Origin of the sequence: Streptomyces coelicoflavus, assembly GCF_045041415.1 — a bacterium.
GTDB lineage: Bacteria > Actinomycetota > Actinomycetes > Streptomycetales > Streptomycetaceae > Streptomyces > Streptomyces coelicoflavus.
Map to the genome: position 1 here is coordinate 4282844 of NZ_CP108218.1, position 14408 is coordinate 4297251.

14 protein-coding genes and 1 riboswitch are annotated in these 14408 nt (G+C 70.5%); of the genes, 6 read left to right on the forward strand and 8 right to left on the reverse strand.

The window, feature by feature from the left end; translation table 11 throughout:
* Positions 1-51 precede the first annotated feature (51 nt).
* From OHA99_RS18905 to OHA99_RS18915, 3 genes are read right to left on the reverse strand one after another with little or no spacing between them, the layout of a single operon-like run.
* Positions 52-1230, reverse strand: a complete 1179-nt coding sequence (locus OHA99_RS18905) for a cystathionine gamma-lyase (RefSeq protein ID WP_405696851.1) — start codon at positions 1228-1230, stop codon at positions 52-54.
* A complete protein-coding gene (locus tag OHA99_RS18910) occupies positions 1227-1721 on the reverse strand; it encodes a low molecular weight protein-tyrosine-phosphatase (protein ID WP_153178940.1) in 495 nt (164 codons plus the stop codon). Before OHA99_RS18910 ends, OHA99_RS18905 begins: the two co-directional genes overlap by 4 nt.
* A gap of 5 nt (positions 1722-1726) precedes the next feature.
* On the reverse strand, positions 1727-2104 hold the full coding sequence (locus OHA99_RS18915) for a phage holin family protein (protein ID WP_153178941.1): 378 nt from the start codon (positions 2102-2104) through the stop codon (positions 1727-1729).
* 59 nt (positions 2105-2163) lie between these two features.
* On the opposite strand from OHA99_RS18915, the gene OHA99_RS18920 reads away from it, so the two are divergent.
* From OHA99_RS18920 to OHA99_RS18935, 4 genes are all read left to right on the forward strand, one after another.
* Entirely contained in the window at positions 2164-2481 is a 318-nt protein-coding gene (locus tag OHA99_RS18920) for a cupin domain-containing protein (protein WP_053133839.1), read from the forward strand.
* Between the two features lie 151 nt (positions 2482-2632).
* Positions 2633-2845 (forward strand): DUF5326 family protein, encoded by a 213-nt coding sequence (locus OHA99_RS18925; protein WP_007388908.1) that lies wholly within the window; start codon positions 2633-2635, stop codon positions 2843-2845.
* A gap of 318 nt (positions 2846-3163) precedes the next feature.
* Positions 3164-3889: an IclR family transcriptional regulator gene (locus OHA99_RS18930; RefSeq protein WP_153181864.1), complete on the forward strand. Its 726-nt coding sequence runs from the start codon at positions 3164-3166 to the stop codon at positions 3887-3889.
* Between the two features lie 100 nt (positions 3890-3989).
* The gene (locus OHA99_RS18935) at positions 3990-4427 is read left to right on the forward strand and encodes an SsgA family sporulation/cell division regulator (RefSeq protein WP_153178942.1); all 438 of its coding nucleotides are present in this window, start codon (positions 3990-3992) and stop codon (positions 4425-4427) included.
* Positions 4428-4475: 48 nt separating this feature from the next.
* On the opposite strand, the gene OHA99_RS18940 is transcribed toward OHA99_RS18935, so the two are convergent.
* The gene (locus tag OHA99_RS18940) at positions 4476-6101 is read right to left on the reverse strand and encodes a YibE/F family protein (protein ID WP_405696856.1); all 1626 of its coding nucleotides are present in this window, start codon (positions 6099-6101) and stop codon (positions 4476-4478) included.
* 71 nt (positions 6102-6172) lie between these two features.
* Positions 6173-6362, forward strand: a riboswitch (TPP riboswitch).
* Here OHA99_RS18940 and thiC point away from each other — a divergent pair.
* Complete coding sequence (thiC, locus tag OHA99_RS18945; protein WP_153178944.1) at positions 6355-8178, forward strand: phosphomethylpyrimidine synthase ThiC; 1824 nt, start codon at positions 6355-6357, stop codon at positions 8176-8178. Its footprint overlaps the riboswitch before it by 8 nt.
* Positions 8179-8238: 60 nt before the next feature.
* On the opposite strand, the gene OHA99_RS18950 is transcribed toward thiC, so the two are convergent.
* Entirely contained in the window at positions 8239-8805 is a 567-nt protein-coding gene (locus OHA99_RS18950; RefSeq protein ID WP_228126166.1) for a hypothetical protein, read from the reverse strand.
* A gap of 233 nt (positions 8806-9038) precedes the next feature.
* Between OHA99_RS18950 and OHA99_RS18955 the strand changes: the two genes are divergently transcribed.
* On the forward strand, positions 9039-10511 hold the full coding sequence (locus OHA99_RS18955; RefSeq protein WP_405696859.1) for a VWA domain-containing protein: 1473 nt from the start codon (positions 9039-9041) through the stop codon (positions 10509-10511).
* Between the two features lie 24 nt (positions 10512-10535).
* On the opposite strand, the gene OHA99_RS18960 is transcribed toward OHA99_RS18955, so the two are convergent.
* The 3 genes from OHA99_RS18960 to OHA99_RS18970 all read right to left on the reverse strand — a co-directional run bounded on the left by OHA99_RS18960 (position 10536) and on the right by OHA99_RS18970 (position 14256).
* Positions 10536-11408: a hypothetical protein gene (locus OHA99_RS18960; protein WP_153178947.1), complete on the reverse strand. Its 873-nt coding sequence runs from the start codon at positions 11406-11408 to the stop codon at positions 10536-10538.
* A 182-nt stretch (positions 11409-11590) separates the two neighbouring features.
* Positions 11591-12697, reverse strand: a complete 1107-nt coding sequence (gene sppA, locus OHA99_RS18965) for a Ser/Thr/Tyr protein phosphatase SppA (protein ID WP_153178948.1) — start codon at positions 12695-12697, stop codon at positions 11591-11593.
* A gap of 446 nt (positions 12698-13143) precedes the next feature.
* A complete protein-coding gene (locus tag OHA99_RS18970) occupies positions 13144-14256 on the reverse strand; it encodes a LacI family DNA-binding transcriptional regulator (protein ID WP_003975000.1) in 1113 nt (370 codons plus the stop codon).
* Between the last annotated feature and the right edge of the window lie 152 nt (positions 14257-14408).

Sequence of the window (14408 nt, forward strand, 5' to 3'; positions counted from 1 at the left end):
ACGAGGGGGGAGGCTCGGACCGTCCGTCGTACCCGGCCGGACCGGCCGGCGTCAGTCCGCCGTCTCGTCCAGCGCGCGCAGCAGATCGGCTACCAGGTCGTCGGGATCCTCCGCGCCGACCGAGAGCCGGATGAAGCCTTCGGGCACCGCGTCGCCGCCCCAGCGCCCGCGCCGCTCAGCGGTGGAACGCACCCCGCCGAAGCTCGTCGCGCCCTCGACGAGGTGCAGCGCGTCGAGAAATCGATCGGCACGCGCGCGCGAGGGCAACGTGAAGGAGACGACACAGCCGTAGCGCAGCATCTGCTGCGAGGCGACCTTGTGGGACGGGTCGTCGGGCAGCCCGGGATGGCGCAGGCCGGTGATCTCGGGCCGGGACCGGAGTGCCTCGGCCACCCGGAGCGCGGTGGCGTCCTGCCGGTCCACGCGCAGCTGGAGGGTGGCGATCGAGCGGTGCGCGAGCCAGGCCTCCATGGGCCCGGGGATCGCACCGACGATCTTTCGCCAGCGCCGTACGGCGGCCATCGCCCCCGCGTCGCGGCCGGCCACGTAGCCCAGCAGGACGTCTCCGTGGCCGGTGAGCTGCTTGGTGCCGCTGGCCACCGAGAAGTCGGCGCCGAGCTCCAGCGGACGCTGCCCGAGCGGTGTGGCGAGGGTGTTGTCGACGGCGACCAGGGCGCCGCGCGCGTGTGCCGCCTCCGCCAGCCGCCGCACGTCGCACACGTCGAGCCCCGGGTTCGACGGCGTCTCGATCCACAGCAGCTTCGCCCCGTCCAGCACGTCGAGCTGGGCGTCCTGGCCGGTCGGCGCGGTGCGCACCTCGATGCCGTACGCCTCCAGCTGTGCCCGGACCAGCGGCAGCGCCTGGTAACCGTCGTCGGGCAGGACGGCCGTGTCGCCGGCCCGCAGTTGCGAGAAGAGCACCGAGGAGATGGCGGCCATGCCCGAGGCGAAGACGAGCATCTCGACGCCGTCCTGCCCGGGCGCCTCCAGCTCGCCGATGGCGCTCTCGAGGTGGGTCCAGGTCGGGTTCTCGTCGCGGCCGTAGGTGTACGGACCGGTCGGGTCGCCCGGCAGGTGGAAGTGGGCGGCGAACACCGGGCCGGGCAGGGTTGGCTCGTGCTTGACGGGTTCGGGCAGCCCGGCGCGTACCGCGCGCGTGCCGTCACCGGGGCCGGAAGCGGGTCCCCGCCCGCCCGTACCGGTGCTGCCGTTGGTAGCGGAATCGCTCATGCCGCCCGTCCTTCCACTTGCTCGCGTACCGCGGCGAGCAGTCCGGTGCTCGCCGCTTCCACCATCTCAAGGCACTCCCCGAAACCGTCCAGGCCTCCGTAGTACGGGTCCGGGACGTCCAGGTCACCGCCGTCGGCCACGGGGTCGTACGACCGCAGCAGGCGCACCTTGGCCGCGTCCCGCTCCGTGGGGGCGAGGCGCCGCAGGGCCCGCAGATGCCCGGCGTCGAGGGCGACGACCAGGTCGAGACGGGAGAACCAGGACTGCTGGAACTGCCGGGCCGTGTGGTCGAGGCCGTAGCCGTTCTCCGCCAGGACGGCCACGGTGCGCGGGTCGGCGCCCTCGCCCTCGTGCCAGCCGCCGGTGCCGGCGCTGTCCGCCTCGACCAGGTCGTCGAGCCCGGCGTCCGCCACGCGCGCGTGGAAGACGGCCTCGGCCATCGGGGAGCGGCAGATATTGCCCGTGCACACGAAACAGACGCGGTAGGTCATCGGGCTCAGTCCCCGTCGGGCAGGAACGCGTTGAGGGCCCAGGAGACGATCGAGATGATCAGGCCGCCCAGGACGGCGGTCCAGAACCCGTCGACGTGGAAGCTCACGTCGAGCTGGTCGGCCACCCACGACGTGAGCAACAGCATCAGGGCATTGACCACCAGCGTGAACAGGCCGAGAGTCAGGATGAACAGCGGGAAGGTCAGCAGCTGCACGATGGGCTTCACCACCATGTTGACCAGGCCGAACACCAGGGCGACCACGATCAGGGTGACGGCCTTCTCCCCGGTGCTGCCGCCGGTCAGGGTGATCTTGTCGAGCAGCCACACGGCGACGGCGAGGGCGCCGGCGTTGGCGATCGTCTTGACTAGGAAATTCTTCATGTGTCTGATCGTGGCAGACGCGATCGGAAACGAACGGTGAGGCAGGGACGGACGAGGCGATGAAGGCATTCCGGCTGGACGAACTGGAGGCGGAGCGCGCCGCCAACGACGGTGCCTACCTGCAGTTCCTGCGCGAGCGGAACATGTCGGTCGGCCTGTACGCCCTCGACGCGGGGACGGCCGACCCGCAGAAACCGCACGCACAGGACGAGGTGTACTTCGTGGTGAGCGGGCGGGCCGCGATCACCGTGGGCATGGAGACCACCCAGGTCGCCCGCGGCAGTGTGGTCTACGTGCCGGCCGGAGTCGCCCACAAGTTCCACCACATCAGCGAGGACCTGCGGGTTCTGGTGGTGTTCTCTCCGCCGGAGAGCTGAGAGGGGCCTCCGGGTTCCCTAGGGGATCGGTCAGGGGGAGACAAGGGATGCGGAGCCCCTGCCGTGGTGCTCACGGCTCTAGCATCGAGTGCAGGACATACAGAGGATCCCCCAGGACTCCTGGGACTCCCCGAAGGTGAGGGCAAGGGCGATGCGAGAGATCTTCACGGGACTGCCGTGGTGGGTGAAGTGGATCGCGGTGCCGGTCATCGCCCTGGTCGTGTTCGGCGGGCTGATCGCCAGCGTGGTCGGGTTCGTGATCGGACTGCTGTTCAAGCTGCTGGTCTTCGTCGCGCTCGTCGGCGGACTGATCTACGTCGTACGCAAGTTCATGTCGAGCTCGTCTTCGCGCAGCGACTGGTGAGCGGGGTGGGGCACCGGTGGTGGTAACAGGAACCACCGGTTCCCTCGGCCGGGGGAAGTTTCCCGGGCGAGCCGTCGGTGAGCGGTGACCAGCGGTTAGAGTCCGGAACTCCACGCGGGGGCGACCTCGCGAACGGCGTACACCCCCACCCGTGTTCTCCGCACGGGCTGCCACCTCGCGTTCCGGGAGTGACCCTTGGCCACGGCTGACACCGCATTCGCTCAGCTGCACGCCCTTCCCGTGCAGCCCCGCTCGACGCCTCGGACATCCCCCGCGCCACCCGCTGCCGACCCGCCCTCCGCCACCCTGATCGGCTCGGTGCAGCGGGCGATGCGCCTGCTCGAGTGTGTTGCCGAGCACGAGTACGGGGCCCCCGCCAAACAACTGGCCCGTGAGACGGGGCTGGCGCTGCCCACGGCGTACCACCTGCTGCGCACTCTGGTGCACGAGGGCTACCTGCGCCGGGACAAGGGACTGTTCTTCCTCGGCGAGGCCGCCGAGCGGCTGAGCGGCAGCGGAGCCGAGCAGAAACGTCGCAGCACGGTCGTCGACACCATGGCGCGCTGGCGGGACGCCATCGGCGTCCCCGTGTACTACGCCATGTACCGGGACGGCGAGATCGAGGTCATGTGCGTCTCCGACACCCCGGGCAATCCGGCGGTCGAGGAATGGGCGGACTTCCGGGAGACGGGGCACGCCCACGCCATCGGGCAGTGCCTGCTGTCCCAGTTGGACGAGGACGCCCGCCGTGACCACCTGGACCGCTATCCGGTGCAGCCGGTCACGCCGTACACGGTGCGTGACGGACACAGCCTGCTGAAACGGCTGGAACGCATGCGCCGGATGACGCCGGTGACCGAGCGCCAGGAGTACGCGCTCGGCACGGTCTGCGCGGCGATCCCGATCACCGTCGGCACCACGGCCGCGACGATGGCCATCTCACTGCCCCTCCACCAGGCGGGCCGGTTGCTGCCCGCGGTACAGCGTTTGCAGAACGAAGTGGGTCGCCGTCTGGGTTCGCTCGCGCTCTCTATCAGTATCTGAAAACTCACTCCTTGTGATCTGGTGTGTACGTTGAGCAAGATGCCACCAGTGTTAGAGGTTTGATTCCCGGACAGTCGACGGCGAATGACGGGGTAGGCGAATGGGCGAGTCCGTACAGGCAGAGGTCATGATGAGCTTTCTCGTGTCCGAGGAGCTCTCGTTCCGCATCCCGGTGGAGCTGCGGTACGAGACCCGTGATCCCTATGCCGTACGACTGACCTTCCACCTGCCCGGAGACGCGCCGGTGACCTGGGCCTTCGGCCGGGAGCTGCTGGTCGACGGGGTGGGCGGGCCGTGCGGCGACGGTGACGTGCGCATCGCGCCGGTCGATCCCGAGCCGCTGGCCGAGGTGCTGATCCGTCTTCAGGTCGGCAGCGATCAGGCGCTGTTCCGCTCCTCGGCCGCGCCCCTCGTGGCCTTTCTCGACCGCACCGACAAGCTGGTGCCCCTCGGTCAGGAGGGCGCGCTCGCCGACTTCGACAGTCACCTCGACGAGGCCCTGGACCGCATCCTGGCGGAGGAACAGAGCGCGGGCTGAACCGTTCCGGCACGCCTGCGGCGCCGGCGTAACGCTTCGCCCCACGCGTCAGCGCTTACGGCGACGTCCCCGCCCGCTCCGTGCGGGCGCCGCCGCGGTGGTTGCCGCCCCCGCGGCCCGGGCCGGCCGGTCCGCCGACACGACCAGGGCGGCGAGCGCCGTGGTGACCGGTACGGAGGCCACCAGGCCGATCGAGCCGACCAACGTACGCACGATCTCCTCGGCGACCAGCTCGCTGTTGGCGACCGTCCCCACCCCGCTCTGTGCGATCGAGAACAGCAGCAGCAGGGGCAGCGCGGCGCCCGCGTAGGCGAGCACCAGTGTGTTCACGACCGAGGCGATGTGGTCGCGGCCGATGCGGATGCCCGCGCGGTACAGGCCGCGCCAGCCCATCGTCGGGTTGGCCTCGTGGAGCTCCCAGACCGCCGAGGTCTGGGTGACGGTCACGTCGTCGAGGACACCGAGCGAACCGATGATGACCCCGGCGAGCAGCAGACCGCTCATGTCGATGGACGGATACAGGCCGTGGATGAGGCCCGTGTTGTCGTCCGTGTTGCCGGTGAGCGCGGCCCAGCCGATGAACAGCGACCCCAGCACGCCGATCAGCAACAACGAGATCAACGTACCGAGCACCGCCACGGAGGTGCGGGCGGACAGCCCATGGCACAGGTACAGGGCGATCAGCATGATGGCGCTGGATCCGACCACGGCCACGACCAGGGGGTTCGAACCCTGCAGGATCGCGGGCAGGATGAAGAAGTTCAGCAGCAGGAAGCTGAGGGCCAGCGAGATCAGCGCCATGAGGCCGCGCAGTCGTCCGACGACCACGACGGCGAGGGCGAAGATGCCGGCGAGCAGCGCCAGGGGGAGCCGACGGTTGATGTCGGTCACCGAGTACTGAAGGTCCTCGGGCGCGGAGGGTTCGTAGGCGACCACCACCTTCTGCCCCTCGTGCAGCTGCCGGGACTGGTCCGGCTGCACGATCTCGTCGAACGTACGGCCCTTGTCGTCGCCGGTGTCGACGCGGATGGTGGCCCGCTTGCACTCGCCCTTCGCCTGCTGCACCGCGGAGGAACCCTCGGCGGTGGACGTGTCGCCGGTAGGGGTGGCGCCCGAGCCGTTGACCGCCTGGCAGCTCAGCTCGACCACCTTGGTGACGGTGGCCTGCTGTGTCTGCCGGTCGAAGCCGACGCCGGTGCGCTCGTGGGACGGCGCACCGCCCGGCCACAGCACCGCGAGCCCGACCAGCACGGCCGCGGCGAAAGGAATCAGGACCGCCGCGATGACCTTCCGCAGGTGCCGGGAGACGGGTGCCGCGGGCCCGTGACCGTGCGAGTGCCCGTGTCCGCCGCCCGTGCCGTGTGCGCCCCCTGAGCCGTGCCCGCCGCCCGCGCCGTGCCCGCCGCCCGCGCCGTGCCCGCCGCCCGCGCCGTGCCCGCCGCCCGCGCCGTGCCCGCCGCCCGCGCCGTGCCCGCCGCCCTCCGCGCCGCCGTGCCCGTCCCCCGCACCGCTGTCGTGGCTCCCGGTGCGGCCGTGACCAGCCTCGGGTCCGCCGTCGCTCGCGCCGTGAGTGACGACGGGGACATGGCCGGTTGTACGACCGTCGCCCTCTTCGGCGTTCGGTCCGCGGCGGGGCCGGCGCGGTGGAAAAGACGGGGGCTGCGGTGTGGTCACCGCCCGATCATCGCAAGAACGAAGGGGGCCCTCTGGTCACCGCGCCCGAATGGGCGCTAGCGTGGAGGCACCTTTGTACACGCGGGAGCTCGGAGCACCGGGCTGAGAGGGCGCTGACCTCCGTCCCAGCGATGTTTCACGGGAAACGTCACCGAAGCCGAGTGACGAATCCCACGAAGCACCGTCGGACGGAAGCCGCTGCGTCGACCGCCGAACCTGTTACCGGGTAATGCCGGCGTAGGGAGTAGGTCTCATGACCATCAAGGACGCACGCACGCCTGCCTCCACGCAGAACCCCGCCCAGGCGGACACCGCGGACGCCGCGGAGCACACGGAGGCCGGGAAGTCCGTCGGCTGGCACAAGGCGTACGTCGAGGGCTCGCGCCCCGACCTGCGGGTGCCGGTCCGTCAGGTGCACCTCACCAACGGGCAGTCGGTCACGCTGTACGACACCTCGGGCCCGTACACCGATCCGCTCGTCGACACCGATGTCCGCAGGGGGCTTGCGCCGCTGCGGGAGAACTGGATCATCGCTCGCGGCGACACCGAGGAGTACGCGGGCCGCCCCGTCCGTCCCGAGGACGACGGAATCAAGCACACCTCGCCGCGCGGCGGGCTGCGCAACCTCGACGCCGTCTTCCCCGGCCGGCCGCGTCAGCCGCGCCGGGGCCGGAACGGCGCGGCGGTCACGCAGCTCGCGTACGCACGAAGGGGCGAGGTCACCCCGGAGATGGAGTACGTGGCCGTCCGGGAGAACGTCTCGCCGGAAGTGGTCCGCGAGGAGATCGCCGCGGGGCGTGCCGTACTGCCCGCCAACGTCAACCATCCCGAGATCGAGCCGATGATCATCGGCAAGCGGTTCCTGGTGAAGGTCAACGCCAACATCGGCAACTCGGCGGTGACGTCCTCCATCGAGGAGGAGGTCGACAAGATGACCTGGGCGACCCGGTGGGGCGCCGACACGGTCATGGACCTCTCCACCGGCCGCAACATCCACACCACCCGCGAGTGGGTCCTGCGCAACTCCCCCGTCCCCATCGGCACCGTGCCGCTCTACCAGGCCCTGGAGAAGGTCGACGGCCGGGCCGAGGAACTGACCTGGGAGATCTACAAGGACACCGTGATCGAACAGGCCGAACAGGGCGTGGACTACATGACGGTCCACGCGGGTGTGCGCCTTCCGTACGTACCGCTGACCGCGAACCGCAAGACCGGCATCGTCTCGCGCGGCGGCTCGATCATGGCGGCGTGGTGCCTGGCGCACCACAAGGAGTCGTTCCTGTACGAGAACTTCGAGGAGCTCTGCGAGATCCTCGCCGCCTACGACGTCACGTACTCCCTCGGCGACGGCCTGCGGCCGGGGTCGATCGCGGACGCCAACGACGAGGCGCAGTTCGCCGAGTTGCGCACCCTCGGGGAACTCAACCGGATCGCCAAGCGTTGCAACGTACAGACCATGATCGAGGGCCCGGGCCATGTCCCGATGCACAAGATCAAGGAGAACATCGACCTTCAGCAGGAGATCTGCGATGAAGCTCCGTTCTATACGCTCGGCCCGCTGACGACGGACGTCGCGCCGGCGTACGACCACATCACCTCCGGCATCGGTGCCGCGATGATCGCCTGGTGGGGCACGGCCATGCTCTGCTACGTCACGCCCAAGGAACACCTGGGCCTGCCCAACCGTGACGACGTCAAGACCGGCGTCATCACCTACAAGATCGCCGCCCATGCCGCCGACCTCGCCAAGGGTCACCCAGGTGCGCAGGAGTGGGACGACGCGCTGTCGGACGCCCGGTTCGAGTTCCGGTGGGAGGACCAGTTCAACCTGGCCCTCGACCCGGACACGGCGCGGGAGTTCCACGACGAGACCCTGCCGGCCGAGCCCGCCAAGACGGCGCACTTCTGCTCCATGTGCGGACCCAAGTTCTGCTCGATGAAGATCAGCAGGAGCATCACAGAACAGTTCGGCGGCGACGCGGGCGCCACCCCTGAGGAGATCCGGGCCGGAATGCTGGAGAAGTCCAAGGAGTTCGCGGCCGCCGGCAACCGCGTCTACCTGCCGCTGGCGGACTGACCCGGGCGGATACGGCCGGCCGATGTCCACGGGAACGTCGGCCGGCCGCTGAACCCGTGATCAGGGCTGCTGAGCGTCCCGTAGCCGTTGTACCTGCCGACTGATCAGTTCGGTGGGGAACGACAGGTCTGCGCCCACGCTCAGCTCGGAGAACGTGGCGATGGTGTTCCCCGTGCGTACCACGATGAACTGCTCGTTGCGGTCCCCCAACGGGTCCGTCTCCACAGGACTGATCTCCCGGAAGGCCAGTGCTTCTTCGCCGACCTGTGGCGGTGTCTCCGTCCGCACGGTCACCTTGAACGGTCCGACGTAGCCCTCGCCCTCGTAGGACCGGCAGGTGGTGAGGGCCTGCCTGAGTTCCGCGAAGCGCTGTTCGGCCTCGTCTCCCTCATAGGAGGCGAGTGTCGAGTTGCCGCCCATGATGTTCTTCTTCCAGTTGAAGATCTGGAAGACGTGAGCGAACGACCCCTCGCCGCTGCGGACGTCGACGAGTGGCTGGCAGGCAGGTACGGATATGGGCGGGAAGGAGCGTTCGCTGCCCTCCGGCGGGGGCCCCTGTACCGAGAGGGGCTCGTGGGCCTGTGGGACCTCTCCGTCCTTGAAGGCCAGGTCCTTGAGCTGCGCCAACGTCAGAGGCTCCGCCCGGGCCCTGGCCGAAGAGGTGGTGGGCGACACCTCGGCGGCCTCCGGCTCCTGAGCCGTGGCACACCCCGACGCCAGGGCCACTCCGATGACGGTTGCCGCGGCTCTTGTCGTCAGCCGTGTCGTACGCGCTTGCATGAGTCCCCCGGACAGGCGTGGATGCGAAGTCGACGCCAGTGTCGCAGGCAGTCGGTGGCCCTGCTCGGCAGACTGGAGGCATGACAGCCACCTCACTGAGCAAGGGTGCCAACGTCGCCGTCGACTCTCCCGCGGTACGCGTCGTACTCGTGTGGTCCGCAGGGTCGGGCGTCCCCGAGGTCGACGCATCGGCGCTGCTGCTCGCGTCGGACGGACGGGTGCGGGACGACGGTGACTTCGTCTTCTACAACCAGCCTCGCCACACGTCCGGCGCGGTGCGGCACCTGGGCAAGCGGAGTGCCCCCGGCGGCGACGCGGGCGGCACGAGCGATGCCGTCGAGGTCGATCTGCGTTCGGTGGAGCCGGCCGTCGAGCGCATCGTCCTGTGTGCCTCGGCGGACGGCGGGACGTTCGGCCGGGTTCCGGGGCTGTCGCTGCGGCTGCTGGACACCGGGACGGGCACCGAACTGGCCCGGTTCGACATCACGGCCGGGCCGGAGACCGCTCTGGTCGGCGGCGAGTTGTACCGGCGCCAGGGCAAGTGGAAGTTCCGCGCGGTCGGACAGGGGTACGCCACCGGACTCGCGGGGCTGGCCACGGACTTCGGCATCACCGTGGACGACGCTCCCCCGACGGAGGCTCCCACCCCGGCCCCCGGCCCGTCGGCCCCCGCGGCTGCTCCGGCCTCCACGGCTCCCCCGGCGTCCGCACCACCCGCGGCGTCCGCGCCACCGCCGGTACCCTCCGCGCCGCCCATTCCGCCGAGCGCGGCGCCGGCCGCCCCCGGGCCCCGCCTCGCCAAGGGCGAGGAACGCCTCCCCGTGGACATGCGCAAGCGGCTGTCCCTGCGCAAGGAGCAGGTCGCGGTGAGCCTGAGCAAGCACGGGGCGGCCGGGGTCACCGCGCGCGTCGTCCTCGTCCTGGACGCCTCCGGGTCCATGGCCGCCCTCTACTCCAAGGGCGTCGTCGCGGACGTCGTGGAGCGGATGGCCGCCGTCGCCGCGCAGTTGGACGACGACGGGGAGATGCAGGCGTGGACCTTCGCCTCGAACCCGGCGCGCCTGCCCGACCTGCGTCTGGGCGAGCTGCCCGAATGGCTGCGGCTGCACGTCCGCGTGGGAGAGATCAGCCTGTTCCGGCGAGGCCGGAAGAAGGGCCTGCACCCCGAGCAGGTCGACATGCGGGCGGTCGGCATCCAGAACGAGGAGCAGAAGGTGATCGCCGAGGTCCGCGCGTTCGTGCGGGACGCCCCGGCACCGGTTCCGACCCTGGTGCTGTTCTTCTCCGACGGCGGTGTCTACCGCAACGCCGAGATCGAGCGGGAGCTGCGGGAGGCCGTGGAGGAACCCGTCTTCTGGCAGTTCGTCGGGCTCGGGCGCGCCGGCTACGGGGTGCTGGAGCGTTTCGACACCCTGCCGGGCCGCCGCGTCGACAACGTCGGCTTCTTCGCCGTCGACGACATCGGCACCGTACCGGACCCGGAGTTGTACGACCGTCTGCTGTCCGAGTTCCCGTCGTGGATCACTGCCGCCGGCCGGGCGGGCATCCTCTGAGTCACTGCCCGCCCGTGCCGGTGGCTACTCGGGCCGGTGTTCCGGGCCACCGAAGTCCGGGCTGCTGTAGTCCGGACTCGAGTAGCTCGGACGCGAACCGGCGTCGGATCCCCCGTCGGGGCTGCTGAAGCCGGGGCGGCCGTAGCCGAGGTGCGGCATGCGACTGCTGCTCGGGGCGGCCGGCCCCGCGCGGTGCAGCGCCGCCGCGCCCGGGTCGCCGAGCGCGTCCCGCAGGAAGGGCACGATGCCGCGTTCCAGCAGGGCCTCGTGCCAGGCGTCCCTGGCCCGGGCCACCTCCTCGTCGCGCGCGGTGTAGAAGGCGGACTCGGCGGAGGGGCGGTTGCGCAGTGCGGTCAGCAGCAGTCCCACGGCGGCGACGAGGATCGCCACCGCGGTGACGGCGCCGAACACCCACCCCGTGGTGAGCATGGTCTGCGCGAAGGCCTGCCCGGGGTCGAGCATCTTCAGGAGGTAGCCGACCAGGAGGAAGATCGCCGCGGCGGTGCCGGCCAGGACCGGCGCCAGGACGGCGACGACGGCGACGGCCCCCGCACCGGTCGCCTCCGCCATCTCGCCCATGGTGGCGGCGAGTCCCCCCGCGCCCGTGCCCTGCTCCTGGGAGCCGGATCCGCGCGTGGCGGTCGACGGGTCCGACGGCGCCGGGTGGCGCAGTTCGTCGCGGACCTTCACGTAGTGCTGGTACTCGGTCGTGGCCGCCGCCGTGATGAGGGCGGAGGCGTTGAGTGCCATGGTGCGCAGCTGTTCGGAGTTGAGCCGCTGACCGACGGCGGCCAGTTCCGGGCGGTGTGGTGCGGAGCGCAGCGCCTCGTCGAGGATCCGCTCGTACTCTTGGCGGTCCTCGTTCGACAGGTACTGCGGAACGCTGTTCATGTGCATCCCCCGATGCTCCGTAGGGCTTGGGGCTCGCATGCCAACGAGCCGTCGGGCAGAAACGGAGGGGAGCCTGCTACGGATAAGCCGATGGTAGAGCGGTGACGGTGGAGGGTGACAGGGGGTTTCCAGAAATTGGGTGCCGCCCGGTACGGACGGCACTCCCGGAAATCCCGGCCGGTGAAGGGTCAGACCCCCAGCGGGAGTTGCTGGACCAGCAGCTTTCCGGCCATGGTCACACCGCCGTCCATCGCGATGGCCAGGCCGTCCGCGTAGACGTGCGGGCCCTCGACGACCGTACGGGTGTCGTCCTCGCCGTCCTCGGAGCCGACTTCGCCCAGCAGATAGGGGATGGGGCTGTGGCCGTGAACGATCCGGGTGCCGCCGTACGTATCGAGCAGTGAGCGCACGGCGTCGGCGCCGCCCTCGTCGCGGAAGGAGAAGCGCTTGGTGAACTTGCGGAACAGGTCCCACACCTCCTCCGCGTCGTTGCGCGTGAGCGTCTCGCGGACGGTGTCGTTGACCTCTTCGATGGAGCGGCCGTAGTCGAGATAGGTGGTGGCGTCCGAGTGGACCAGGAGGTGTTCGTCGACCTCCTCCATGGCGTCGAGTCGGGCCATCCACTGCAGGTGGTGGTCCTGCAAACGGTCCATGTCCGTCTTCTGGCCGCCGTTCAGCAGCCAGGCGGCCTGGAAGGTGGCGGTGCCCGCGCCGGAGTTGACGGGGGTGTCGCCGAACCGCTTGGCGCCGAGCAGCAGCAGTTCGTGGTTGCCCATCAGCGCCTTGCAGTAGCCACCGGCCGCGGCGGCCTCGGCGGACAGCCGCATCACCAGGTCGATGACGCCGATGCCGTCCGGTCCGCGGTCGGTGAAGTCACCGAGGAACCACAGCCGGGAGGTGCCCGCGCACCACTGGCCGGCGTCGTCGACGAGGCCCTTCTCCCGCAGGGCGGCCAGCAGCTCGTCCAGGTAGCCGTGCACGTCGCCGACGACGAACAGGGGGCCCTGACCGGTGGCCGGCTGCTGCACCGCGACCGGCTCGGGGTCGACCGCCACCTGGACCGTGTCACCCCGACGGATGACGGGCAGATCGCGCTGAGTGGGCGTGTAGCCCTCGGGCAGGGCCTCGTCGAGCCCCTCCTCGGAGGGCGGTGCCGACTCGCCCGTGTGCATGCCGGGGGCAGCGTACGGAGCGGCCTCGTGGACGTACGCGGGTACCCGGAAGTCGCGCACCGTCGCCGTCCGCTCCACCTCGGGTCCCTGACCGGCCCCCTGAGTCATCGACCCCTCCACCATCGCGCCGCATCTGCACCGCTTCGGACTGCCTGGTCGCAGCGGCCCGCGGTGTGTGGGCCCATCATAGGAATGCGGATCGCGCTGTGTGATGACCCAGGGGTGGTGAATCAGGACAGGACTCCGGTTCACCGCGGCTTTCGCCCCGATTGGGCCCGGCTTCGCCCGTCCGTAACCGGGGCACGGTCGTGTTCCGGACGTGCCGGGTGTGGCGTTCGCCGCCCCGTTTCGCCGCCGTTCGCCGCTCGGCTGCCGTCGCCGTCCGCTGCCGCCCTCCGCCGCCGTTCCCCGCTCGGCCCCCGTCGCCGTCCGCTGCCGTCCTCCGCCGTCCCTTCACCGTCGTACGCCGTCCCTTCGCGTCCGGTCGGCGCGTCCCGCTCGGGCCGGACACGCCGAAGGACGGTGCGCCGCTACGCCGCTGCGAGGCGCGCCGCCCACGGGGGCGCGCCCTACTCGCCCTCCGGCGACCGCGGCGGGCTGACCGTCGTGCGCGGTGGCCGCCGCTGCGACGACGTACGCACGATCAGTTCGGTCGGTATCACCTGCTCGACCGGCTGGTCGGAGTGCAGCCCCTCGATCGCGTCGATGAGGACCTGGATCACCGCGGTGCCGATGCGGCGGGGTTTCAGCGACAGGGTGGTGATGGGCGGCTCGGTGCTGGCGTACACGGTGGACTCGCTGCAACAGACCAGCAGCAGGTCCTCGGGGACGCGCAGGCCGTAGCGGCGGGCGGCGGCGAGCAGGTCGGTGCCGTTCGGATCGAACAGGCCGTAGACGGCGTCGGGCCGGTCGGGCCGGGCGAGCAGCCGGTCCGCGGCGACCGCGCCGGCGCACGGGTCGTGCGCGGGGTAGGCCTCGTAGACCGGGTCCTGGCCGACGCGCTCGCACCAGCGCAGGTAGGCGGTGGTCGACAGGTGGGTGTACGTGTCGGTCGTGGTGCCGGTGAGCAGGCCGATCCTGCGGGCGCCGGCGTCGGCGAGGTGGTCCAGGATGCCGAGTACGGCCGCCTCGTGGTCGTTGTCGACCCAGGCGGTGACCGGCAGCGAACCGGCCGGGCGGCCGTCGGACACGACGGGCAGACCCTGGCGGACCAGTTCGCTGACGACCGGATCGTGGTCGGAGGGGTCGATGACGACCGTGCCGTCGAGCGCGACGTTGGACCACACGTCGTGACGGGAGGTCGCCGGGAGGATGACGAGGGCGTATCCGCGGGCGAGCGCGGCGGACGTGGCGGCGCGCGCCATCTCGGCGAAGTACGCGAACTCGGTGAAGGTGAAAGGTTCATCCCCGTACGTCGTCACGGTCAGGCCGATCAGTCCGGACTTGCCGGTGCGCAGCGTGCGGGCGGCGGCCGAGGGCCGGTAGCCCAGTCGGTCCGCGACCTCGCGCACGTGGCGCCTGGTGGCATCCGGGAGTCGGCCCTTGCCGTTGAGGGCATCGGAGACGGTAGTGATGGATACTCCGGCGGCGGCGGCCACGTCCCTGATACCCGCCCGGCCCGGCCGGCTGCCTCGACGTGAGGTTTCCGCGCGGCTCACCTGGTGCTTCCCTGCTGCTGTCATGGCGAGCCGATAGTAGGGCTCATGGGGTGGGGTAGTGCGGACGCATATGCACGCGTTGACAGTCACGTTTCTGCATGATCATTTACAGTGAACAGCCTTTGAAAGCAAGCTAGTTGAGCGCGCCCATCCCATTACCTGACGTGTTGACCAGT

Bases quoted from the DNA above. Each gene is read 5' to 3' on its own strand.
- sppA (WP_153178948.1), bottom strand. From the start codon at position 12,697: ATGGTGGAGGGGTCGATGACTCAGGGGGCCGGTCAGGGACCCGAGGTG.
- OHA99_RS18955 (WP_405696859.1), top strand. From the start codon at position 9,039: ATGACAGCCACCTCACTGAGCAAGGGTGCCAACGTCGCCGTCGACTCT.
- OHA99_RS18910 (WP_153178940.1), bottom strand. From the start codon at position 1,721: ATGACCTACCGCGTCTGTTTCGTGTGCACGGGCAATATCTGCCGCTCC.
- OHA99_RS18905 (WP_405696851.1), bottom strand. From the start codon at position 1,230: ATGAGCGATTCCGCTACCAACGGCAGCACCGGTACGGGCGGGCGGGGA.
- thiC (WP_153178944.1), top strand. From the start codon at position 6,355: ATGACCATCAAGGACGCACGCACGCCTGCCTCCACGCAGAACCCCGCC.
- OHA99_RS18920 (WP_053133839.1), top strand. From the start codon at position 2,164: ATGAAGGCATTCCGGCTGGACGAACTGGAGGCGGAGCGCGCCGCCAAC.
- OHA99_RS18960 (WP_153178947.1), bottom strand. From the start codon at position 11,408: ATGCACATGAACAGCGTTCCGCAGTACCTGTCGAACGAGGACCGCCAA.
- OHA99_RS18935 (WP_153178942.1), top strand. From the start codon at position 3,990: ATGGGCGAGTCCGTACAGGCAGAGGTCATGATGAGCTTTCTCGTGTCC.
- OHA99_RS18970 (WP_003975000.1), bottom strand. From the start codon at position 14,256: ATGACAGCAGCAGGGAAGCACCAGGTGAGCCGCGCGGAAACCTCACGT.
- OHA99_RS18925 (WP_007388908.1), top strand. From the start codon at position 2,633: ATGCGAGAGATCTTCACGGGACTGCCGTGGTGGGTGAAGTGGATCGCG.
- OHA99_RS18915 (WP_153178941.1), bottom strand. From the start codon at position 2,104: ATGAAGAATTTCCTAGTCAAGACGATCGCCAACGCCGGCGCCCTCGCC.